This is a genomic window from Paenibacillus sp. FSL H8-0122 (assembly GCF_038005345.1).
Taxonomy (GTDB): domain Bacteria; phylum Bacillota; class Bacilli; order Paenibacillales; family Paenibacillaceae; genus Paenibacillus_AQ.
The window spans coordinates 38,982-62,459 of record NZ_JBBOTB010000001.1; the positions used below are offsets into that span (position 1 = coordinate 38,982).

General features: G+C 49.6%; 21 protein-coding genes. 17 read left to right on the top strand and 4 right to left on the bottom strand.

The window, feature by feature from the left end; all coding sequences use genetic code 11:
* The first annotated feature begins 189 nt into the window (after positions 1 to 189).
* The 4 genes from cdaA (at position 190) to glmS (ending at position 6,413) form a co-directional block, all read left to right on the top strand.
* The gene (cdaA, locus tag NSS64_RS00295; protein WP_076081805.1) at positions 190 to 1,023 is read left to right on the top strand and encodes a diadenylate cyclase CdaA; all 834 of its coding nucleotides are present in this window, start codon (positions 190 to 192) and stop codon (positions 1,021 to 1,023) included.
* Positions 1,016 to 2,470 (top strand): CdaR family protein, encoded by a 1,455-nt coding sequence (locus NSS64_RS00300; protein WP_341138837.1) that lies wholly within the window; start codon positions 1,016 to 1,018, stop codon positions 2,468 to 2,470. Before cdaA ends, NSS64_RS00300 begins: the two co-directional genes overlap by 8 nt.
* A gap of 112 nt (positions 2,471 to 2,582) precedes the next feature.
* Positions 2,583 to 3,923, top strand: coding sequence for a phosphoglucosamine mutase (gene glmM / locus NSS64_RS00305; RefSeq protein WP_340937797.1), 1,341 nt, complete (start codon positions 2,583 to 2,585; stop codon positions 3,921 to 3,923).
* Between the two features lie 657 nt (positions 3,924 to 4,580).
* Entirely contained in the window at positions 4,581 to 6,413 is a 1,833-nt protein-coding gene (gene glmS, locus NSS64_RS00310) for a glutamine--fructose-6-phosphate transaminase (isomerizing) (RefSeq protein WP_341138838.1), read from the top strand.
* A gap of 234 nt (positions 6,414 to 6,647) precedes the next feature.
* On the opposite strand, the gene NSS64_RS00315 is transcribed toward glmS, so the two are convergent.
* A complete protein-coding gene (locus tag NSS64_RS00315; RefSeq protein WP_341138839.1) occupies positions 6,648 to 7,556 on the bottom strand; it encodes an AraC family transcriptional regulator in 909 nt (302 codons plus the stop codon).
* Between the two features lie 180 nt (positions 7,557 to 7,736).
* On the opposite strand from NSS64_RS00315, the gene NSS64_RS00320 reads away from it, so the two are divergent.
* The 11 genes from NSS64_RS00320 to NSS64_RS00370 all read left to right on the top strand — a co-directional run bounded on the left by NSS64_RS00320 (position 7,737) and on the right by NSS64_RS00370 (position 17,743).
* The gene (locus tag NSS64_RS00320; RefSeq protein WP_341138840.1) at positions 7,737 to 8,474 is read left to right on the top strand and encodes an SDR family oxidoreductase; all 738 of its coding nucleotides are present in this window, start codon (positions 7,737 to 7,739) and stop codon (positions 8,472 to 8,474) included.
* A gap of 79 nt (positions 8,475 to 8,553) precedes the next feature.
* Entirely contained in the window at positions 8,554 to 9,150 is a 597-nt protein-coding gene (locus tag NSS64_RS00325; protein WP_445667825.1) for a chloramphenicol phosphotransferase CPT family protein, read from the top strand.
* Between the two features lie 67 nt (positions 9,151 to 9,217).
* The gene (locus NSS64_RS00330) at positions 9,218 to 9,586 is read left to right on the top strand and encodes a VOC family protein (RefSeq protein ID WP_341138842.1); all 369 of its coding nucleotides are present in this window, start codon (positions 9,218 to 9,220) and stop codon (positions 9,584 to 9,586) included.
* 170 nt (positions 9,587 to 9,756) lie between these two features.
* Positions 9,757 to 10,632, top strand: a complete 876-nt coding sequence (locus tag NSS64_RS00335) for a stalk domain-containing protein (RefSeq protein ID WP_341138843.1) — start codon at positions 9,757 to 9,759, stop codon at positions 10,630 to 10,632.
* A gap of 16 nt (positions 10,633 to 10,648) precedes the next feature.
* Positions 10,649 to 10,981, top strand: coding sequence for a hypothetical protein (locus NSS64_RS00340; RefSeq protein WP_341138844.1), 333 nt, complete (start codon positions 10,649 to 10,651; stop codon positions 10,979 to 10,981).
* A gap of 90 nt (positions 10,982 to 11,071) precedes the next feature.
* Positions 11,072 to 11,929: a BglG family transcription antiterminator LicT gene (licT, locus tag NSS64_RS00345; RefSeq protein WP_341138845.1), complete on the top strand. Its 858-nt coding sequence runs from the start codon at positions 11,072 to 11,074 to the stop codon at positions 11,927 to 11,929.
* Between the two features lie 190 nt (positions 11,930 to 12,119).
* Entirely contained in the window at positions 12,120 to 13,994 is a 1,875-nt protein-coding gene (locus tag NSS64_RS00350) for a beta-glucoside-specific PTS transporter subunit IIABC (protein WP_341138846.1), read from the top strand.
* Between the two features lie 24 nt (positions 13,995 to 14,018).
* Positions 14,019 to 15,428 (top strand): glycoside hydrolase family 1 protein, encoded by a 1,410-nt coding sequence (locus tag NSS64_RS00355; RefSeq protein WP_341138847.1) that lies wholly within the window; start codon positions 14,019 to 14,021, stop codon positions 15,426 to 15,428.
* A gap of 149 nt (positions 15,429 to 15,577) precedes the next feature.
* Entirely contained in the window at positions 15,578 to 16,687 is a 1,110-nt protein-coding gene (locus NSS64_RS00360; RefSeq protein ID WP_341138848.1) for a WG repeat-containing protein, read from the top strand.
* Positions 16,688 to 16,724: 37 nt separating this feature from the next.
* Positions 16,725 to 16,973, top strand: coding sequence for a hypothetical protein (locus tag NSS64_RS00365; protein ID WP_341138849.1), 249 nt, complete (start codon positions 16,725 to 16,727; stop codon positions 16,971 to 16,973).
* 14 nt (positions 16,974 to 16,987) lie between these two features.
* Positions 16,988 to 17,743 carry a class I SAM-dependent methyltransferase gene (locus NSS64_RS00370; protein WP_341138850.1) on the top strand — a complete coding sequence of 252 codons (756 nt, stop codon included), beginning with the start codon at positions 16,988 to 16,990 and terminating at the stop codon, positions 17,741 to 17,743.
* 135 nt (positions 17,744 to 17,878) lie between these two features.
* Here the strand turns inward: NSS64_RS00370 and NSS64_RS00375 are convergent, their stop codons facing one another.
* From NSS64_RS00375 to NSS64_RS00385, 3 genes are all read right to left on the bottom strand, one after another.
* Positions 17,879 to 19,408, bottom strand: a complete 1,530-nt coding sequence (locus tag NSS64_RS00375; protein ID WP_341138851.1) for a DUF4179 domain-containing protein — start codon at positions 19,406 to 19,408, stop codon at positions 17,879 to 17,881.
* A gap of 16 nt (positions 19,409 to 19,424) precedes the next feature.
* The gene (locus NSS64_RS00380; RefSeq protein WP_340937846.1) at positions 19,425 to 20,018 is read right to left on the bottom strand and encodes an RNA polymerase sigma factor; all 594 of its coding nucleotides are present in this window, start codon (positions 20,016 to 20,018) and stop codon (positions 19,425 to 19,427) included.
* Positions 20,019 to 20,216: 198 nt separating this feature from the next.
* A complete protein-coding gene (locus tag NSS64_RS00385; RefSeq protein ID WP_341138852.1) occupies positions 20,217 to 21,602 on the bottom strand; it encodes a hypothetical protein in 1,386 nt (461 codons plus the stop codon).
* A gap of 181 nt (positions 21,603 to 21,783) precedes the next feature.
* Between NSS64_RS00385 and NSS64_RS00390 the strand changes: the two genes are divergently transcribed.
* Together NSS64_RS00390 and NSS64_RS00395 are read left to right on the top strand one after the other, a co-directional pair.
* Positions 21,784 to 22,449 carry a VOC family protein gene (locus tag NSS64_RS00390; RefSeq protein ID WP_341138853.1) on the top strand — a complete coding sequence of 222 codons (666 nt, stop codon included), beginning with the start codon at positions 21,784 to 21,786 and terminating at the stop codon, positions 22,447 to 22,449.
* 207 nt (positions 22,450 to 22,656) lie between these two features.
* Positions 22,657 to 23,403 (top strand): SAM-dependent methyltransferase, encoded by a 747-nt coding sequence (locus NSS64_RS00395; protein WP_341138854.1) that lies wholly within the window; start codon positions 22,657 to 22,659, stop codon positions 23,401 to 23,403.
* Positions 23,404 to 23,478: the final 75 nt, after the last annotated feature.

Consider the following 23,478-nt stretch of genomic DNA (forward strand, 5'->3'; position numbering starts at 1 on the left):
AGATAACTCATTTGCGCCTCTTTTTCCGGAAAGATGGCGCTTTTTTGTTGCCTGAAATGACAGGTTCATCAATTTACCAGCCGCCAAACTTGCAACCGGAGGCGTAACGTTATAACCTAGAATAAGATTCAAGCTTAACAGACAATTTACATAAACCCAGTTAATTTGAAATCACGGGGGTTTTCGGCCATGAGCTACTTTACCGACCTTACATGGAAAGAATCCATTAAAGATATAATTGATATTCTAATTGTCAGCTACATTATCTATAAAGTGCTCAACATGGTGCGCGGGACGCGGGCGGTTCAGCTGCTGAAGGGGATTATGGTCCTGGTCGTCATCTGGGGCGGCAGTACTCTACTGGATCTGTATACCCTGAGGTGGCTGATGAACCAGGTGTTTACTTTTGGGATACTCGCGATTTTTATTATTTTTCAGCCGGAGCTGCGGCGGGGGCTGGAACAGCTCGGCCGGGGCAAGTTCTTCGGGCGGAATGCGGAGAATGATGAGGAGATCAGTAAATTAATCGGTGAAGTGATTAAAGCCGTGAATTATCTGGCTGTCCGCAAAATCGGGGCATTGATCGTATTCGAACGGGCCACGGGGCTTAATGAATATACGGAATCCGGGATCGCCATGCGCTCTGAGGTCAGCTCCGAGCTGCTGATTAATATCTTCATCCCCAATACGCCGCTGCATGACGGAGCGCTGATTATGCAGGGAGGCCAGATCGCTGCGGCAGCCTGTTACCTGCCACTCTCGGAGAATCCGTTCATCAGCAAGGAGCTGGGAACCCGGCACCGGGCCGCAATCGGTATCAGTGAGGTGGCAGACTCGGTGTCTGTGGTCGTCTCTGAGGAGACCGGCCTGATCTCGCTGGCCATCAATGGACAAATTGTCCGGGATATCAAGGAAGAGTCCCTGATCTCGAAGCTGCACCAAGAGCTGAGCGCAAGCAGCTCGCCCCTGATGGAGAAGAGCTCCGCTTTCTGGAAACGGAGGGGGAATAAAGACAATGGATAAATGGATGAAGAACAACAACTTCAACAAGATCCTTGCCCTGGCTCTGGGGATTATTCTGTGGACCATTGTGCATGTGGATACAGCGCCAACGTACCAGACTACGGTTAATACCGAATCGAAGACGATCGAGAATGTCAAAGTGGAGATTGAGGGCTTCGACAGTGAGAATTATGTACTGACCAAGGATGTGGACAGCGTCAGGATGGAGGTAAGGGGCAAGAAGTCCGATCTGACCTACAAGTTCTCCGATGCCTATCGGGTATGGCTGGATCTGAAGGATGTGAAGCCCGGCGATAATACGCTTCCGCTGATGTATTCGACTCCAAGCGGTGTAACCCTGGATGATATGGTCCCGAATCAGGTGAATGTGCATATTGAGCCGCGGACGACCAAGTCTTTTCCCGTCTCGCTGAATATAACGGGGGAGCCGGCAGCAGGCTATGAAGTAGGCAGCCCTGTGATTGACCCTGTATCCGTAGAGGTTACCCTTCCGGCAAGTGATCTTGGACGGGTAGCGAAGGTGCAGGGGAAGGTGGAGCTGGAGGGGCAGAATGAGACTTTTAGCGAGAAGCGGCTGAAGCTCTTCGCTCTGGACAGTAAGGGGAACGAGCTGGAGGATGCGGTCATTGAACCCTCTACAGTAGCGGTAGAAGTGCCTGTTACCCTCCCGTCCAAAACCTTGCCGCTGGACATCAGCTTCACCGGCAGTCTGCCCGGTTCACTGGTGCTGTCCAGGGTAACGCCGGAACAGGATATGGTAACGGTATACGGCAGTGCAGAGACCCTTAAGACCTTATCCTCGTATGAGGCTGTCCTGGATTTGAGCGCTATCAAGAATGCGGGCACAGAGCAGATGAAGCTGGAGCTTAAGCCGCCGGAGGGCACAGGCAAGATTGAACCTGCGGCAATGACCGTAGCGGTCTCTGCGGCGGAGATTACCCAGCGGACCCTCTCTGCTATCCCCATTAAGCTGGAGGGCGTCAGCAGCGGGCTGACAGCCCGTATCATAGACCCTGGAAGCGCCACTATGGATCTGACCCTATCAGGTGCGCCAACACTGCTGGACCAGCTCGACCAGGATAGCATCAGTGTGGTTGCAGATGCCGGGGGGCTTACGGCCGGTGTTTACGATGTTACGCTGCAGGTGTCGCTCCCCCGGTTCATTACCCTGCAGAATACCGCCTCGCAGCTTGTTGCGAAGGTGGAGCTGGTAGCGCCTGCTGCTCCGGCCGCGACTGCCGCGCCGGACAGTAGCCCTGTCCCGACGCCTACGCCGGAGCCCAGTGCTGAGCCTGCATCCGGGAACGAGACGCTCGTAGAGCCAACCCCGGAGCATACCGGCGAGATTATAGAGGAGACCCCGACGCCGACACATGTTCCGCCGGAGACTGCTGAACCAACGCCGCCCGCAAGCGGCAATAATGCTGACAGTACGGGCGGAACATAACTTTCCGGTCACGAACGAGTCTATTTGTATGTACCTGACATACACGAATTATCGAATCATTCATACTATAATTTATTAAGCTGAAGCAGCGTATTCAAAAGGAGAAAAAAAGATGGGTAAGTATTTCGGAACAGATGGCGTACGCGGGGTGGCTAACCGTGAATTAACAGCAGAAATGGCCTACAGTATTGGACGCTGCGGGGGATATGTGCTGGCAGGAAATGTGGAAAAGCCTAAAGTGGTCATCGGGATGGATACGCGGATCTCGGGTCCGATGCTGGAATCGTCACTCATAGCGGGTTTGTTGTCCATTGGGGCAGATGTGATCCGTCTGGGTGTAGTTTCTACACCTGCTGTAGCTTATATCACCAGATTGCTGAAGGCGGATGCGGGAGTGATGATCTCTGCTTCGCATAATCCGGTGGAGGATAACGGAATTAAGTTCTTCGGCGGAGACGGCTTCAAGTTGACAGACGAAACGGAGCTGCGCATCGAGGAGCTGATGGATGCCGAGCACGATGAGCTGCCGCGTCCGGTAGGATCGGGTCTGGGCACGCTGCGGGTCGATGATCAAGCGAAATACCTTTACCTGGAGTATCTGAAGACTACCATCGACCAGAGCTTCAAGGGCACGAAGGTGGTGCTCGACTGTGCACACGGCTCAGCTTATGAGCTGGCACCACGATTGTTCAAGGAACTGGGCGCGGAAGTGATTGCCATTGGGGCAGAGCCGGACGGGCTTAATATCAATGACGGCTTCGGCTCCACACACCCGGAGACTCTGCGTGCAGAGGTGCTGCGCCATGGTGCGGATCTGGGACTTGCTTTTGACGGAGATGCGGACCGCCTGATCGCTATCGATGAGAACGGCGACGAGGTGGACGGCGACTTCATTCTCTGCATTTGCGGGGATGCGATGAACCGTGCAGGGAAGCTGAAGGATGGCACCATTGTATCTACAGTAATGAGCAACATCGGTTTCTACAAGGCAACAGAGAAGCTGTCGCTGAATACGGCAAAGACTGCGGTCGGTGACCGTTATGTGATGGAAGAGATGCGCCGCGGCGGCTATAATCTGGGCGGGGAACAATCCGGCCATGTGATTTTCCTGGACTATAATACTACAGGTGACGGCATTCTGACTGCGATTCAACTGGTGAATACCATGAAGTCTTCCGGCAAAAAGCTAAGCACGCTGAAGTCCATGATGACTAAGTATCCGCAGGTGCTGGTCAATGTGCGTGTGCAGGACAAAACCAATTATCCGAATAATCCGGCCATTGAGGCCGCGATCATAGAAGTGGAAAGCAAGCTGGGCGACAACGGGCGTGTCCTGGTGCGTCCTTCGGGAACCGAGCCTCTGATCCGTGTAATGGCCGAAGGGCCGGATAAGGCGGAACTGGATCTTTTTGTAGGGCAGATTGTTGAAGTGGTTCAGCGCGAGCTAGTGTAATCACTCACTGAAGTAGCAGGAACGGGCAGCCGGTGGATGGATCAATCCGATTCGTTCACCGGCTGAATGATTAATGGCGTCATGCTGTTTGGAAAAAGTGTGAAATGGATGAAAAAGGTTTTCTTCGCCACATCGTTGCAAAAACGGGTTGAGGTGCATATAATAGACTAAGTGTCATTCCAGAAGGAAAGCGGGGATCGTAAGGTTATTGCAACACAAGCGCCAGAGCTTGATCTTGCGCGGGAGAGAAGGGAGGACCGGTGGCTGCGTAAGCAGTGCAGGACGGTCTGAACGGATCACGGCAGATGTAAGCTGACGAGGTGGAGGTGTTCGAAATGTTCGGCGGGGACCTCCCGGTGATGCACCAGAGCCGTAAATGGAAGCGGAAAATGCGAGGGCGACCTTGCACACAACGCTTTTGTGGGTGCTAACTTAAAGATGTACAAATCATGGGTATGCGCATTTGCAGGAACGCAGACGGTTCTGCCACGGCAGAGGAGAAGACTGTGCATAATCGTGACTAACGATGTAATTGACAGGTTATCATGTTGGGTGTAATGGACAACATCATATTTGCTTTTCTTCAAAACATGCCGCACGGCACGTTTCTTTCCTCATGCGCGCCTAATTTCGATAAATTGGACGGAGGAAAATATAATGTGTGGTATTGTGGGATATATTGGTAATCAGAATTCGCAGGGGATCTTGGTAGAGGGTCTGAAGAAGCTGGAATATCGCGGGTACGATTCCGCAGGGATTGCGGTATTCACGAAGGATGGTCTGCAGGTTGTAAAAGCACAGGGACGTATGGCGAACCTGGAATCCCGTCTGGATGCGACTCCACTGACAGGAAGTGCCGGCATCGGCCACACCCGCTGGGCAACACACGGCAAGCCGTCCGATGAGAACTCTCATCCTCACACGGACAACAGTCACAAATTCTCGGTAGTACACAACGGGATTGTCGAGAATTACCTGGATCTCAAGGAAGAGCTGATTGCTGGAGGATGCCACTTCACCTCCGAGACGGATACAGAAGTCATCTCCCACCTGATTGCCCGTGAGTACAAGGGAGATATCGTTAAGGCTGTACAGCAGGCGATCTCTTACATGCGCGGAGCTTTCGCCCTGGGGGTTCTGACTGAATATGAACCGGATAAATTGGTAGCAGTACGTCAAGCCAGCCCGCTGATCATTGGTCTTGGCGATGGCGAGAACTTTATCGGGTCCGATATTCCTGCACTGCTGGAATACACCCGCAACGTATATATTCTAAACGACGGCGAAATGGCTGTATTGACACGGGATGCTGTCGAACTGATGACGATTGAAGGCAACTTTATTTCTCGGGAAATGATTACTGTCGATTGGGATGCCGTTACCGCAGAAAAGGGCGGTTATGAGCACTTCATGCTGAAAGAAATCCATGAGCAGCCTAAGGCTTACCGTGATACGATGCGCGGCCGCATGAACGCTGAAGGCAACAAGGTTATTCTGCCTGAGCTTAACCTGACAGAAGAACAAATCAAGAACATCCGCAATATCCAAGTGGTAGCTTGCGGTACTGCATATAATGCCGGTCTGGTTGGACGTAACCTGATTGAGTCCCTGGTACGCATTCCTGTAGAGAATGATATCGCTTCTGAATACCGTTACCGGTCACCAATCGTAACTCCAGAGACACTGGTAATCGTAGTGAGCCAATCGGGTGAAACTGCTGATACGCTGGCCGCTCTTCGTGAAGGTCAAGCGAATGGAGCCCATGTGCTGGCGATCACCAACGTAGTAGGCAGCTCTATTGCCCGGGAAGCAGACAGTGTGCTGGTTACGCTGGCTGGTCCTGAGATCGCTGTAGCCTCGACCAAGGCTTACACTTCCCAGCTGATCGCATTCACTTTGCTGGGTCTGTATCTGGCTGAAGTACGCGGCACACAGACTGAGGCTGAGGTTACCAAGATTCTGGCCGCTATGCAGTCTCTGCCGGAGCAAGTAGAAGTCATTCTGGGTCAAAAAGACGCGATTAAAGCCTACGCTGAGCAAATCGCTGAGCATAAGCACTTGTTCTTCATCGGCCGAGGCGTAGACTACGCTGTAGCTCAAGAAGGCTCGCTGAAGCTCAAGGAAATCTCCTACATTCACTCTGAAGCCTATGCTGCGGGTGAACTGAAGCATGGTACCCTGGCCCTGATCGAAGAAGGCGTTCCGGTCATCGCTCTGGCTACCCTGGAATCCGTACTGGAGAAGACCGTCAGCAACATCAAGGAAGTGAAGGCCCGCGGCGCCCATGTCATGGCCATCACCCACGAAGAGCACAAAGACGACCTGCTCCGCTCCGTTGACCAGGTCTTCGTGATCCCTCAGACCCTGCCGCTGCTGACCGCTGCACTGTCTGTAGTTACCCTACAGCTGCTTGCTTACTATGCGTCTCTGGCTCTGGGTCATGATGTGGATAAGCCAAGAAACCTGGCTAAGAGTGTTACTGTGGAGTAGGGTTAGGGGAATTGGATACATTTTTTGATTAATGTTGATATGAAAATATTCATCGATTAAGTTAATTCGTCTTGAGCCGTCCTGAGAAATTAGGGCGGCTCATTTTTTTGGATGGGAAGATACAAATAATAAACCCCACCTCATCGTTAAAACCGTTAGAGTCTCCTACTGCTCATCAAACCGTGACGGAAAGCTGGATGTCGTCATGTGAACAGCTAAGTCTGAAGAAGTTAGCTACTTCGATAACCCAATAATCTCCTGAACATCCGACACAGGCGGTCTCCCATACTGGCGGGCGTATTCGCGGCTGAACTGGGAGGGGCTCTCATAGCCTACGCGGAAGGCGGCATCGGAGGCTTGGAGGGATTCGGTCAGCATGAGACGGCGGGCTTCCTGCAAGCGGATGACCTTCTGGTATTGGAGCGGGCTCATGGCGGTGACGCGCTTGAAGTGCTTGTGGAAAGCAGAGGTGCTCATATTTACGGACTCAGCAAGCTGTTCAACGACAAGGGATTGATCGTACTGCTTAGTGATCACTTGGATGGCCTCAGCAATCCGGTGCGCATGGCTGCCGATGATGGCGAATTGATGAAGGTGTGAGCCTTGGTCGCTCTGAAGAACGCGATATAGAATTTCACGGATCACGAGCGGGGACAGAACAGGAATATCCTGCGGCGCGTCGAGTAATTGGATGAGCCGTACAATGGCTTCCAGTAAGTGCCTGGAGGTTTGGGCAACCGCGATGCCAAGCGACGTTTCACCCGGGATAAGGGAGGAGTCATCCATTTCTTTTACAATTTCCAGGATGGTGCCCGGATCGAAGCTTAGCTTGATGCCCAGAAAAGGATGCTCAGGCGTAGCCCGGGTAATTCTCCCGTTAATCGGCAGCTCCACCGAAGTGACCAGGTAAGTGGAAGGATCGTAATGGTAACTTTTGCCAGACAGGGTGGCTGCTTTGGCTCCTTGGGCGACGACGCAGATCGATGGCTTGTATACAGACTCCAGCGGTTCGGCTACATCTGTGGCATGCATCAGCTGCAAGGAAGGAATGTGCGTCTGGCGGGTACCTGCCGATGGAGCATGGCGAAGGATCAGTGCAGCCAATTGCTGCAAAAGCGGTCCGGTCCGCAATATATCGTCCAAGTTAGAAGCCTCCTTTTCCCATACTCATGGGGTTTGCTGTTAATCATAACGAGTTGAAGAGAAATAGGCAAGAAGTGAACAGGTCTGTTATAACTGGATGCTGGTCGATTGATTTACAATGGATCCATAAGGCCAACCGATCATCATCCGGCCTAAGCAAACTTAAGGAGAGTGGTCCTAATGAGTCAGAACGGAAAAGTAGCCATCGTCACAGGTGCATCAAGGGGTATCGGAAGACAAATCGCCATCCAGTTGGCCGGGTTAGGAATAAAAGTGGCTGTCAACTATTCATCTAACCGGGGAAAAGCGGAAGAGGTCGTGCAAATCATTAAGGAGTCTGGCGGGGAAGCGATAGCCGTTCAAGGCGACGTAAGCAAAGTCAGTGAGGTCGAAGCACTTTTCTCGGAGACAATCGGGCAATTCGGGCGTGTCGATATTCTGGTGAATAATGCCGGAATTATGGACTGCGTGCCTATTGCGGACGTAACGGAGGAGATGTTCGACCGGCACTTTGCTGTAAATGTAAAAGGGACTTATTTCACCTGCCAGCAAGCGATGAATCATATGGAGCGGGGCGGAACGATTATCAACTTCTCGACTTCAGTATCGGGCGCGATGCTGCCGACTTATAGCGTCTACGCCGCAACCAAAGGGGCCGTTGAGCAGTTAACCCGCCAGTTAGCGAAGGAATTTGGAGCGAAGGATATCGTAGTGAATTGCGTAGCACCCGGGCAAGTATCGACGGAGCTATTCCTGAACGGGAAATCTGACGAACTGGTGGATTCCTTCCGGCGGATGAATGCTTTTGGACGGCTGGGCGAGCCTGAGGATATTGCGAATGTGATCGACCTGCTCGTCAGTGACAAAGCCCGCTGGATCACGGGGCAGACGATTCGTGTGAATGGCGGATTCAACTGATATAGTTGAGAGTTCCGTCCTCTATCGCCTATGGTTTATAATGGATGGATGAATAGGAGGGAACGAATTGAATAAAGGTATGTTGCTTGTTCTAAATGGAACTTCAAGCTCCGGGAAGAGCTCCATCTCGGCTGAACTTACGAAACAGAAAGAGATTCCGTTTTATCATGTATCGATTGATGATTTTTTCATGAATTACAATGATTTCATTAATCATAAATTTCCAGACGAGCCTGTACGGCAAATAGACCATCAGGTGGTCTCGCAAATACTGGATGACTCCATAGTCTCCGTGTACTACTCGACGATTAAGCTGTTATCCGAAATGGGATTCAATGTCATCGTGGATACCGTATTCGACAACGATAAGAGATTTAATGAGTTTTGGGATCATTTTGCTGATCGGACTACGCTGTTTATTGGTGTCCTATGCTCCCGGGAAGAGCTCATCCGAAGAGAGCAGGCCAGAGGGGACCGGCAGATTGGACTGGCGGATGCCCAGTTCGACATCGTCTATCGTTTTGATGAATATGACCTTGAAGTGAACACGGAAGAGCTGACTCCGGCAGAATGCGCCGAACAGATCCTTAACTATATTAAGTCCAGTCACGAATACTCGGTATTTCAGAAATTGCGTAAAAGGGATGCGGATCTTAATAAAACGCTACTGACATAACGCTGTCAGGAAGGGTGGGTATAATGAAGACATGTTAACCTACAAACGCGAATATTAGGAGGCTATTATGTCAGTCATTGGACCCGATTTTATCTCCCTTCAGGTCAGCGATCTTGAAGGCTCTGCTGAATTTTATCAACACTATCTTGGACTCGTCCGTTCACAGGCGGGCCCGCCTCATGCGGTGGTTTTTGACACCAAGCCTATTGCATTTGCACTTCGTGACCTCATGCCGGGAGTCGAGCTCAGTACGGGGACTCAGCCTGGACTTGGTGTTGCGCTATGGCTCTATGCCCCGGATACGCAAGTCATTCACGATAAACTCGCAGCAGCAGGCGTCAAAATTACATCCGCACCCATCGACGGCCCCTTCGGACGTACCTTTACCTTTGCTGATCCGGACGGTTACCTGATTACTCTTCATAGTAAAGGCTGATTCCATTAATACCATATTACTGTAAGTAAATTACTCCCCACACGGTAAACAGGTGAACTAATAAATCCTGTTGCTAAATGGGGAGTTTTTGTTTGACCGAATTGTATTTTATAGAGAAATCAGATGCGAGAGAGTAATTTGTGGTGAATTATTTAAGAGGAGGAAATATTATGATGAAAAAATGGACAATTGCATTGCTTTCATCCGTACTTCTTTTACTGCCTTTAACAACAGGGTCTAGTTATGCAGCAGAGGTACAAACATCTACAACGATTAACAATGGTCAAATAAACAACGGACGAGTCATAATTCCCTTACGTGCTGTCTCCGAAAATCTTGGCGCAAGCTTGGAATGGTTTCAAACAGATAAAGTTGTTAAAATCAAAAACGGCAATTCGACGATATGGCTTGCAGCAAATTTCAAACGTGTGATTATTGAATCTGCTCCATCGAGTGAAACTCCAGATACACCGTCACGAAAATATGTCGATTTGGATACTGCAACACAAGTCATCAAAGGAACAACTTATGTCCCTCTTCGTTTTGTTAGTCAGTCGTTAGGAGCAACGGTAGTGTGGAATCAACTGTCTAAACAAGCAACAGTAACAGCGGGCAACAAAGGATTGGTTGTTAATATGGAGACCCCATCTATTCAAATTCCTGAAAAGAATAAAGTTTCTGAAGCACGTTTGAAACTTCTATCTGATAAATTAAATCAAGCCTCAAATGTATCTTCAATTAAAAATGTAAATGCTACCTTCAAACCGTACTTCACGGATAGATTAATGAAGTCTATTACTCAGAACAAAGGATTGAAAACAGCGGGTACTTATGAAACGCCTGTCACTTCACCTATTTATACCAGTAAGAATTCTGCCACACTTTCACAATCTGTAATAATAGCGAATGGTCTTACAGGTGAAGATCAATATGCAGAAGATCGGACAGTCTCGCTAATATTCGCAAACGGAACTTGGAAGGTGGATAGCGTCACCAAGGGGTTTAGAGTTCTGATTTCGGGATTCTCTGATTATCATCCACAGTGAACAGGAGGTGAGGCATTTGAGTCCAGGGGTGAAATGGTCGGCCTTTTTCTTATCGCTACTGGGTATTGGACTAAGTTTCCTGTTTCTGTTTTTTAACCCATACAGTGATCAGGTGGCATCCATCAGCACACAAGTGGTTGTGGTCCTCATGCTCATAGTACCTTCAGCCGTCATGGCTATTTCAATCTGGCGTGGTCTTCGCTTACTTATGGCCATTTCGTTGGTCTGGCTGGCACCCTATTCCTTCTATTTTGCCATTGCAACTATTCCTAGTATTTGGAACGTATTTTTCCCGATCCTATTGGTTCAATTCGTGGCTACCATTTTAGTACCAATACGTTCCAAATGAACAGAAGCCCCCACCCCTTGTCTTTTCTAACACCACTGTGTTATCTTAGGATATATTTTCAGGGAGATATACAGAAGAGGTGAAGCACCAATGATCATCCGGCAGATTTTCAATAACAATGTGATTCGGGCTGAAGATCAGGTCGGACATGAATACGTTATCATTGGGAACGGATTAGGCTTTAAAAAGAAAGCGGGGCAGCGGGTCGAAGAGGAACGGATTGAGAAGACTTTCATGCTGAAGCCTGAGAAGGTTCCGCGTAAATTGATTGATCTGATCGGGGAGACGTCTGCTGAATATTTCTCGCTGGCCGATGAGATTATTGCCCACGCCAAGGCGGAGATGGGTGACATCTTCAACGACAATATCTATATTACGTTAATTGACCATATTCATTTTGCGATTGCCCGCTACCGGAAGGCGATGAATCTGAAGAATGCGCTGTTCTGGCAGATCAAGAAGTTCTACCCCAAGGAGTTCGCTATCGGGGTGCAGGCGCTAAGCCTGATTCGCAAGCATTTTGACATTGAGATGGATCAGGATGAGGCGAGCTTTATTGCGATGCACTTCGTGAATGCCCGTCAGGATGGGCAGGAGATGCAGCGGACGGTCGAGGTGACCAAGGCGATGAGCGATATCTTCAGCATTTTGACAGAGGAATACCAGGTTAAGCTCAATGAGAATTCGTTCAATTATTCCCGGTTCTTAACCCACCTCCAGTACTTCCTCCAGCGCATGATCAGCGGGGAACAAGAGCGGTCCGCATTAGGCGACAACTTCTTGTACGATCAGATTAAGGTGAAATTTCCGCAGGCTTTTGCGTGTACGGGCAAGATCAACCGCTACCTGGAGGAGACGTACGGGAATGCCATGTCCATTGACGAGAAGGTCTATCTGACGATTCATATTCAGCGCGTTACCTCAAGAGATATGGACCCGTTGGATTAAAAAGGAAGTCAAAAAGGGCTTGCAAACGATTACTTATTCCGCTATATTGGAGTCACAACTTAAATCTAAGGATTGTTACTGCTACAGCAGGCGATACCTAAACGGGATGTGGATCACACTTGTGGTCTCACAACTTTCGTTTAGGTTTTTTTTATGCCAATTTACGGCGGTAAAGCAAAGGAGAGTCAGCATGGATAACAAAAAAATGTCGGAAGACATCATCCGTCTCGTAGGCGGGGAGCAGAATATTAACGATCTAGTCCATTGTGCCACCCGGCTGAGATTCAGCCTCAAGGATAACAAGAAGGCCGAGCGGGAGACGCTGGAGAAGCATCCGGGCGTCATTACCGTGGTAGAGAGCGGAGGGCAATTCCAGGTTGTCGTGGGAAGCAACGTAGCGAATGTATATGCCGAAATTGTCAAAAGCACCAGCTTCCTGTCCAGCACCTCCACAGATACGCAGAATTCCGGCCAGAAGACCTCGGCGGTATCGAAGGTGTTCGAGGTTATCTCCGGGAGCTTCTCCCCGCTGATTCCCGTGATGGCCGGATCAGGGATGCTGAAGGCGTTACTGACGGTACTTACGTTGCTGGGCTGGATGTCTGATTCAGGCGATGCCTACAAGATTCTGTCTGCGGCCGGCAATGCCGTCTTCTACTTCCTGCCTATCTTCCTAGGAATTACCCTGGGCATCAAGTTAAAAGCGAACCCTTACGTAGCAGGAGCCATAGGGGCGGCGCTGATGGAACCGAACTTTACGGCGATGCTGGAGGGAGACGGTGCCCATTCCTTCCTGGGAATTCCGGTGGTGATGGTCAGTTATGCCTCCAGTGTCTTCCCGATCTTCATTGCGATTAGCATCTATGCTTTGCTGGACAAGCTGCTTAAGAAAATCATCCACAAGGACCTGCAGATCTTCATGGTTCCGATGCTCTCGCTGATGATTATGGTTCCGCTGTCGGTGATCGCCTTCGGTCCATTCGGTACAAGTGTCGGCGACTGGATCGCTTCCGGTGTGACTTGGCTGATTGGCGTAAGCGGCATCCTGTCGGGGATTGTACTCGGCGGGGGAATGACCTTCATGGTTGTGTTCGGACTTCACTGGGGCTTCACTCCAATCACGCTGCAAAATATTGCGAACGGCGGTGACCCGATTGAAGCCATGGCTTCAGCAGCGGTGTTTGCCCAGATCGGGGTGGCCTTCGGGATCTTCCTGAGAGCCAAGAAAGACCGGAACCTGCGGAGTATCGCCGCCTCTTCCGGGATTACCGGACTGCTGGCCGGTGTCAGCGAACCGATTGTATACGGCCTGATTCTCCGCTACAAGCGGGTGATTCCAATCGTTATTATTGCCGGGGCGCTGGGCGGAGCGATTAACGGACACTTCGGTGTACTGTATACGGCGTATGTGTTCCATAATATTTTCTCGATTCCGGTGGAGCAGCCGATGTCGATCTTCATTGTCTCGATGGTTGTCTCCATGGGGACAGGGCTGCTGCTGACCTGGCTGTTCGGATATGAGGGTAAGGGTAGAATCGAAGCTTCCGCTCCGGCAGCCGCGCCTGAACCCATTCAGCCGGACAAGCCGGCAGCGCCGTCGGTGGACCTGAAAAAGGAGCAGATCTACAGCCCGCTTACCGGCGCTGCCTTCCCGCTCAGTACCGTTCCCGATGAGGCCTTCTCAACCGGAGCCATGGGCAGAGGGATGGCGATTGATCCTGTCATTGGAGAAGCAGTAGCCCCGGTGGACGGGACGGTGACCTCCATTTTCCCGACAGGTCATGCCATTGGCATCACGTCCGCAGCCGGAACAGAGGTGTTAATTCATATCGGAATTAATACCGTTGGCCTGAAAGGCAAGCACTTCTCACCAGTGGTCAAGGAAGGCGACCGGGTGAGCCAAGGCGATCTGCTGATCCGCTTCGATCTGGAGCAGATCCGGGCAGCCGGGTATCAGACGATCACGCCGGTGATCGTAACCTTAACGACCAAAGAGGTCGAGATCTTCGAGACGGACCAGCAGCAAATTGAGCAGAACGAAGTGCTTTTGACATTGGTGGATTAATACAAGACTGAGGAGGAATTAGGTATGCTGCACAAACAACTTCACGCTTTTCCGGAAAATTTCTTGTGGGGCGGGTCCACTTCGGCTTATCAGCTGGAGGGTGCCTGGGATGAGGACGGCAAGGGGCCTTCCGTCATTGATCTGGCCAACCACGTGGAAGGGGTAACGGACTTCAAGGTCGCCAGTGACCACTATCATATGTACAAAGAGGATGTTGCCTTGATGGCGGAAATGGGCTTCAAAGCCTACCGCTTCTCCATCGCCTGGAGCCGGATCTATCCGCAAGGAGACGGTGCTGTCAATCCGAAGGGACTTGAATTCTACAGCAATCTGATCGATGAGCTGATCAAATATGGCATTGAGCCTATCGTCACGATGTACCACTTCGATCTGCCTTACGGGCTGGAAGAGCGGGGAGGCTGGTCCAATCGGGCGACAATCGATGCTTTTGAACAATATGCCAAGACGCTCTTTGAGAATTACGGGGACCGCGTGAAGTGGTGGCTGACCATCAACGAACAGAATATGCTGATTCTGCATCCGGGATCGATCGGAACCTTGAATGAGAATATGACCGACCCGCAAAAAGAGCTCTACCAGCAGAATCATCATATGCTCGTTGCGCAGGCGAAGGCTATGGTGCTAGGTCATCAGATGCTGCCGGAAGCGAAGATTGGGCCTGCCCCCAACATCGGTGTGATCTATCCGGCCAGCTCCAAGCCAGAGGATATGCTGGCCGCAGATAACTATGCAGCGATCCGTAATTGGCTCTACCTGGATATGGCGGTCTACGGACGCTATAACCATATTGCCTGGAGTTATCTAGTGGAGAAGGGCTATGAGCCGAAGATCGAGGAAGGGGATATGGACATCCTCCGGCAAGGCCACCCGGACTTCATTGCCTTCAATTACTACACTTCGCAGACCGTTGGGGAGAGCAAAAATGACGGCAACGACTTCTCCCACACAGGCGATCAGCACGAAATCGTCGGCGAGCCGGGAGCATACCGGGGGTCGGTAAACCCTAACCTTCAGACCACAGAATTCGGCTGGGAGATCGACCCGGTCGGCTTCAGAACAACGCTCCGCCAGATTTATTCCCGTTACCACCTGCCGCTGATTGTGACGGAGAACGGGCTGGGGGCATTCGACAAGCTGGAGGAAGACGGAACCGTCAATGATGCCTACCGCATTGATTTTTTCCGCAAGCACATCGAGCAAATTCAGCTCGCGCTTACCGATGGGGTAGAGGTGTTCGGCTTCTGTCCTTGGTCTGCGATCGACCTGGTCAGCACCCATCAAGGCTCCAGCAAACGGTACGGCTTCATCTATGTAGACCGCGAGGAGTTCGACCTGAAGGAGCTGCGCCGCATCCGCAAGATGAGCTTCTACTGGTATCAGAAGCTGATTGCTTCCAGAGGCGAGATTCGCTAATTGTGATCATAAAAGGGTTGTCCCGGTAGCCTTGAGAGGCTGCTTGGGGCAGCCCTCTTTTTTTCTTCCAAATCATGCACAACAAAACCGGTACAATCACCGTCTATACTAAAGAATGGAAAATAGCCTCTGAGGAGAGTGAACCACAGGTGTTTAAAAAGCTGGCTTTAACCCTATTAATGACGACGATGGTGTTCAGTGCAGGCATAGCGGGTCCATCACAGGATAAGGCTCAAGCCGCCAGTGCGGGCACTGTGCAGGCGAAGACGGCCGAGCAATTGTATCCGATGGAAGTGAACGGGAAATACGGCTTCATCAACGGCAAAGGCACAGTAGTCATCGAAGCGGTGTATGACGGATACGGGTATTCAGGAGTACCTGGAGGAACGCTGTATGTTGAGGACCATGCGGCTAAAAAGCAATATTATTTCAGTTCAGCAGGCACCAAGCTGTTCGAATATAAGCTGAGAGATGCCGGCATTCTGTATAATGACCGTGCCCTGTATACAGCGCAGATTCAGACCGCTGGTGGAGCTAAGGCGACCCGGTACGGGTATATTGACAGTCAAGGCAAGGTGGCCATACAGCCAATCTACGTCCGGGCATTTAATTTCTCCGAAGGTCTGGCCCGGGTCAATATGGGCAAAGCCTCAGGGTACATTAACACAAAGGGCAAGCTTATCGTTCCGTACCAGTATAGCTCGACGACTGATTTCTCTGATGGCATGGCGGCCGTTACGCTTGCCGTTGGCGGCAAATACGGCTATATCGATACTACCGGCAAGCTTCGCATTACGCCCCGGTATGATTATGCCACACCGTTTTCCGACGGGGCGGCAGCCGTGTATGTGAACGGAAAATACGGCTACATCGACAAAAAAGGCAATTACCTGATCAAACCGCAGTTCAGCATGGCGCAGCCGTTCTCGGAAGGACTGGCGTTCGTCGAGCGCAATGGAGTCACCTTCTATATTAATAAGAAGGGCACCAAAGTCATCCAGGGATTTACGGCCGGAGGGTTGTTTAAGGGCGGTCTGGCTTCAGCCAGCCCGGGGCAGCGGTACGGCTATATTAATACCTCCGGCCGCTTCGTGGTCAAGCCCCAACTCTATTGGGCAGCTGATTTTAACGGTGAATTGGCGGAAATCACCCTGCTGGTTCCGGATACACGCGAGGAAATCAGAGGGTACATGAACCGCAGCGGAACCATCGTCTGGCCGCCGGCTTCCGGGCTTCCAGGCGGAGTGGTGAAACCGTAACTAAATCAATCAAGGGTAGAGGAGGCAAGAATATTCCATGGGCAACGACTTATACAGAAAACTAGGGGCAGCCTTTCTGATTACGGCCGCGTTAATCTACACTATCGAGCGTGTAGGTACATTGATCGCTCGAAATTATGAAATTTCTGCGTTATACCAAGCGCAAATGTACGATGTCCAGCCTAAAACTCCCATCACAGGCTTCTTCGATAATCTCTTTGTGCCCATTCTTACGTTAATTGGTGTGATACTATTCGTATACGGTTTTCCGAAAAAAACAAAATAGGAGAGTGAACAGCGATGAACAACGGTGAGAGGTTTACGAACCGGGTCGATTCCTATGTGAAGTACCGCCCAAGCTATCCACAGGAGGCTATTGATTATTTGTACAACGATATTGGTCTGCGCCCGAACAGTAAAATAGCGGATATCGGTTCAGGCACAGGAAGCCTGTCCAAGCTGCTTCTGGAACGCGGCAGCGAGGTAATCGCGGTCGAGCCCAATCAGGCTATGCGTGAAGCCGCAGAGCAAAGATTATCCAGCCATCCGGGCTTTCAGAGCAGATCAGGGTCTGCGGAAGCTACCGGGTTACCGGATCGGTCGGTTGATTTTATTGTTTGTGCACAGGCCTTTCACTGGTTTGACCAAGCAGCCGCGCAAACGGAGTTCCGCAGAATACTACAGCCTGGCGGGAAAGTCATACTCATATGGAATTCCCGGCTTACACACGGTACTTCATTTCGTAAAGAGTACGATCAACTGCTTCACACCTACGGAACCGACTATGAACAAGTGAATCATAAAAACATTTCTCAGGCGATGCTTCGCTCCTTTTTCAAAGAGAATACGATGCATAAAAGCCAGTTTGAAATGACTCAGGAGTTCGATTTCGAGGGTCTGAGCGGCCGGCTGTTATCCTCCTCCTATAGCCCTGTTCCGGGACATCCGAATTACAATCCGATGATGACAGAGCTGCAGAATATATTTGACAGGCATAATCAGGGCGGTGTGGTTCCCTTCGAATATGAAACTGAGATTTTTTGGGGAGAAGTATAGTCAAAAGGTATACACACCGAGGGCGCACTAACACTGGCGCTGAAGGTTGAGAACCGGGTGAATGGATAATCGAGAACGCAGAGTTGTAATCAACAACTCTGCGTTTTTCATTCTCAGAATATATCAATACTAGTTTCAATCCGGGATTGGTTTGCCTGTTGGAAGGTCAAAAGACCATTGAAAATCTGAATAATACCGATCGACAATACTTCTAATTAAAGTTAGTCTCTTTGGTATACTGTTTAAGCCTTTAACGATAAAAATTCCATCTTGTTCTTTCTCTTCGAGACTCGTTCTCCCTCGAAATTCTACTGGATAATTATTGCCTTTATCATCAATGGCTTGCCATTTATCAATATCAGGATTGCCCGTATTTACATAGGCACCCTTAATTTCGAAAACTCCCGCCGATTTTGGTTCTTGATTCTCAATAACTCCAGCCGCTATTGCTGCTTGTTGATCAGGGTCCTGAGTGATTTTAAAGGATTTGAGCCTAACTATATCACCAGAAATATTAAATACGGCATTTTCTTTGCTTAGCTTTGATGGATAAATGACTATGGAACCCTCGCTCTTCTCGGGTATGGAGTATCCATCTAAAACCATCTTTATTTGTTGTGTATCATAAGGCAAATCAATAAAGGTATAAGCCCAATGAACCCCTTTTTCAGTACGCTCTGATGTATCTCCCACCAACATATTAAAAGAACCTAGTCCATTAACTTGTGATATTATTCTTCCTTGTTCATCTTCAAAGTGAAATATCAGTTTCTGCTTCTCTTCCATATCAGCCGGAACTTTATTTCTTGCTTGTTGGCTTAGTGATGTTGTAAGTTCTAATTTAACTCCGCTCGGGGTACGGGTCAGTCTGTCCATCTGAATTGTCAGGCCTTCTGGGGTAACATAGCGCTCATTCAACTCATTTACAGTAGTCAGAGGAGCTGCTATAGTCAAATCCACAGGAAAAGAAAATTTCCAGTTCCCTTTGGTTTCTTTGATCTGATCAATATGGCTTTCTACAATAATTGTTGATGAAGTAAGTTCTCCTTTATAAGTATATTTATAAACATATACACCACCAACATATCCTGCAATCCCACTCCCTAAGCCGACCTCATTTCCTTGCTCATCTTTAACGATAAGTTTCTCTGGATCAAATCCGTCTTTAATCGGTTGTCCAAAACGGTCAGTGATCTTCAACGCTATGGTGAGTCTGACCGCATCTGCTGAAACTTCATTTACCTGAATTCTGTAACCGTGATTACTAACATTTATTCCTGGATCTTGAATCAGCCCTAATTCTCTGGATTGTAGCAGTCCAGGGTCTAACGAGGCGTTAGATGAAAACATGGATCGAACGAATTCTGCTATAGATGGTTTTGCATATATTAAGGATCCCCACAATATAAGAAGCATCGCAGCAGCAACCGTCCATCGTTGTAAGGTTCTATGTGTCCGATGAGGAGAATCTTTAGAAGGGAGATTCATTTGCACTGGCTCTACAACAGGGTCTATTAAAGTTCCTTGTAGTGATTCCATGACTTGATTGGTGAATGAAGATGGTAATACAGCCGGGAATAAGGCATCAGAGAATTCAGATTGTTCTTGCAGGAGCTGATTATAACAAGCCAAACAACCCGGGCAGTTTTCAATATGCTTCTCCAACTCATCCAGGTGCCCCCTAATGAGGTACTCTTCCATCTCCGCAATGCTCCAACATTTCATTTAAGTTCACCCCTTCCTTTATGAGTAATTTATGAAGTCTTTTTTTAGCCCGATGCAATCCGTTTCTGATTTGATTAATACTGTACCCTGTAATTTGCTCCATTTCTTCATAAGTCAGGTCATTTGTATATCTCAGTAGTATCATTAATCTGTATTTGCTTGGAAGCTTGTTGACTAGAACGGAGAGTTCTTTTCTATTCTCCTGATGTATAGCTTCACTTTCCGGATCAGGTAACGAGCTTAAGAGATCGTTAGTGATTTCTAGATGAACCTGGTGCTTTTTTCCTCTGTATCTATTCTGGAAGATATGAATCGAAATTGTATAAATCCATCCTGCAAAACTTCGGTCTGTGCGATGACTTTCCAGCTTCCGATAAGCTGTTATAAAGGCTTCCTGTGTCATATCTTTTGCATCTTCAGAAGAGGCGCCCATTTTTAAAAGCAGGCCATAAATCTTGTTTTTATATTTGTCTACCAGGAAAGTGTAGGATGCCTTATTGCCTCTTAAAACATCGTGGATTATGCTAAGCTCCTGTTCCCTGTCGTTCATTTGTAATCCTCCTTTCCTGCTGTTCTACTTCTAAGATGCAAAAAACCATTCAATATTCTCACTATGTTACACAAAAATATTTTTTTAGAATAACGATGCCTCTCAGAAGGGATTATAAAAAGCCTGCAACCCATAACCAGGATTGCAGGCATTTTGCCGGATTAGATATAGAAGAAACGAACGTGGATGTACTCTCACTCAAAAAGTATACACATAATCCTTAATATCCGCCCAGGCCAGCGTTCCATCCGGCATCCAGCCCAGCAATGTGCCTGCGGATACGAACGTGAAGGTCCGCTCCTGTGTGTCGTACATCTGAATGGCGCCTGTGCCGGATTTGAAGGCTGCGAATCGGTTGTCCGGTGACCACTTCAGCCCAGATAGCAACAGGTCATTATGCGGCTGCCGCTCATGCTCCTTGAGATCCTGCTTCAATTGGTCCGTGATCCGCTGATCCTCCATCACCGAAGATGCCCCGGTTCCGGTGTTGTAACGGATTTGGCCAAGCGGATTATGCTCATCTCTGTCTGCCGGAAGAATCAGATGTGAGTCATCCTCCCAGGCCAGTGAGTACACGAACAAGAAGCCATCACTATGGGAGATGTAGGCGGCGTTCTCCCGCGAATGCAGTATTTCCCCCTGCTGATCCAGTACAGTCAAGTCTGCCCCGGGGCCAATGAACTCGTCATGAGCGGTTAGTACAGCTATTCGCTTGCCGTCAGGCGAGGAGGACATGCCGTAGACCGGCTTGCTGAATACATGAAGCTTCGTACGGGTGAAGTCCTTCAGGTCTACACGATACAGCGTCTTATTGCCCGAGATCATATAAGTGAAATCCCCATAGAAGCGGTCAGAATACATCTCATGGTAACCATAGTCATTGCCGTAGGCATCCTTCTCCTGAGCAAAAACCGGAATCTCCAGCGCCTCGCCTGTCAGGGCGTGCACCAGATGATGCTTCTCCTGCCCGTAGAACAGGTAGGAGGGAGCCACCGATTCCCGGGTCTGGACCGGCTTGATCCAGCCCGTGTTCCAGGCAGGAACTACGCGCCGGGTACCGGAGGTGACGCCTTGGAACAACAGACTGCCCTCACCGTCTCCAGCTCTGATCACTACCGTGTTACGGTACGGCTGCTCTGTACTAGCATACTTGCGCCCGTCTGTGGTGACGGCTTCATCCAGATTGAACGTCCCGGACCAGACACTGCCCTCATCGAGATGCAGGCGGATTTGCACAAACCGCGGGGACTCCCATTCCAGCGTGTAACGGAATCCAGTCTCAGGGTCACTGGATTGCAGACTATTCTTTATCGCTTGCTCCAATGATTTTTTATCGATATCGCTGTTCGACTTCACTTGTATCAGTTGTCCACCGCCGCCGATCACTTTCAATTGCTCAATATAGAGCAGCGGCTCCTCCTCGCTTGAAGGTGTTGAAGTGGTAGGTGCGGCTGACATAGCCGTGGGTGACTCTTCTGCGGGTGAGGATGGAGACGGGGAAGAGCCGTTAACACCGGCCTTGTCTGCCCCCTGACACCCTGAGAGCAGAGCTGCCGCCAGCACAATTGCTGCCATATAGCGCATATAGAAACCTCCTGTAATGTTCTATTGTCCTATTGTTTTCAGAGAATAGATATATTTTCCATATTGTTATGGACGCGGATGCTGCGCAGAAGTTGCAGATGCGGGTTTGACTTCCATTCTCTGCATGGCTACCATGGAAAACAAAGTACTGGCTTTATGCCACAAATAGAGGTGAGCCTAAGTGATAAGAGAAGTAGAGATGCAGACCCATTCCTTACAGGGAATGAAGGACTTTTATGAGAATACTCTTGGGCTGACGGTAGTCCAGGGACATTCAGCCTCCTTCAGTGTACAAGCGGGGGTGTCTACTCTAACCTTTACTGAGTCTAACCCAAGCAGACAGCCGAAATATCATTTTGCTTTTAATATTCCTGAGAATCAGATCAATGAAGCGTTGCGGTGGATTACTCCTAAGGTGTCTGTCATTCCTAATGAGGGCCAGGAGGTTGTGCACTTCGAGTCTTGGAATGCCGATTCCATCTATTTCTATGATCCGGCAGGTAATATTGTAGAGCTGATTGCCCGGCACAATCTGAACAATTCCGCCAATGAAGCCTTTTCTCCAGCCAGTCTGTTATGTGTAAGTGAGATCGGTCTGCCTGTACCCGATGCAGAGGAGGCGCTGCTCAAGCTATCCCGGGTAGGAATCGTTCCTTGGCAAGACTATAGTAACCAGTTCGCTGCTGCCGGTGATGAGCATGGGCTGATTATTGCTGTGAAGCAAGGCCGGGTCTGGTTCATGTCTGATCAGGAGGAAGCTTATCCGCATCCGCTGACGATCAGAACGGATGTCTGTGAGGTTACGCTGGATGCTTCGGCGGGGATGAAGATCCGGGGGCTTCGTTAAGCTAACCGTATAGAATGAGTATAACGGTTCTTTCTTTTGACTTCCCGGCTCCAACACTCTAACTTGAAGTTACATAATAAGGAAAGCGAGTGAACTTATGAATAGAAGCGCTGACAGGCTGAACGTTGTCCATCGGGACACGGAAGGGGTTAAGCTGTCACGCCAATCCACTTCCGTGTAGGCACAACAGATACGGAGGGATAGCTTTTGAAGAACACACAAGCAAGCTTTGAGTACAGTGGGGATTATTATGAAGCCATCGGAGATTTCATGCGGGAGCAGTATTTGAAATATGGTTTCGCCCAGGGAACGATGCAGGAAGCAGACTTTTTAATGGAGTTAATGAATCTGCGGCAGGGGACTCGCATCCTGGATATTGGCTGTGGTCCGGGGCGGCATAGTCTGGAATTGGCCCGGCGCGGAATTAGAACAACGGGCGTTGATATTTCAGCGGAGTTTATCAGGCACGCGAATCGGGAAGCAGCGAAGGAAGAGTTACAGGCAACATTTCTGGTGGCGGATGCCCGCGAGTTAATGTTTGAGCAGGAGTTCGATGGTGCGATCTGTCTCTATGAAGGAGCTTTTGGACTGGCAGGCAGTGAAGAGAATCACCGGAAGGTGCTTAGAGGGGTGCAGCGGGTGCTGAAGCCAGGTTCCTTATTCGTGCTTACGGCAATTAATGTACTTAACTTAGCCCGGAATATACAGGATGAGTCGTTATTCGATCCGTATTCCTGCACCGTAATCGATAAAGAAGAGGTCTACAGCCCCGAGGGCGAATCCAAAGAGGTATTGATCTATACTACCGCTTTTACCTTCCGTGAATTGCAGATGCTTCTGGGCAGTGAAGGGTTCGCAGTGGAGGCCGCATATGGCTGTAGCCCGGGACAATTCGGAAATCATCCTTTACAGCTCGGCAGTATGGAGATTATGATGGTTGCCCGCCGTAAGTAAATAGTAGTGTGGTAAATAAGCAGCGGTAGCCGGGACTCTTAAGGGGCCAGGGCTGCCGTTGTATTTTGATATGCG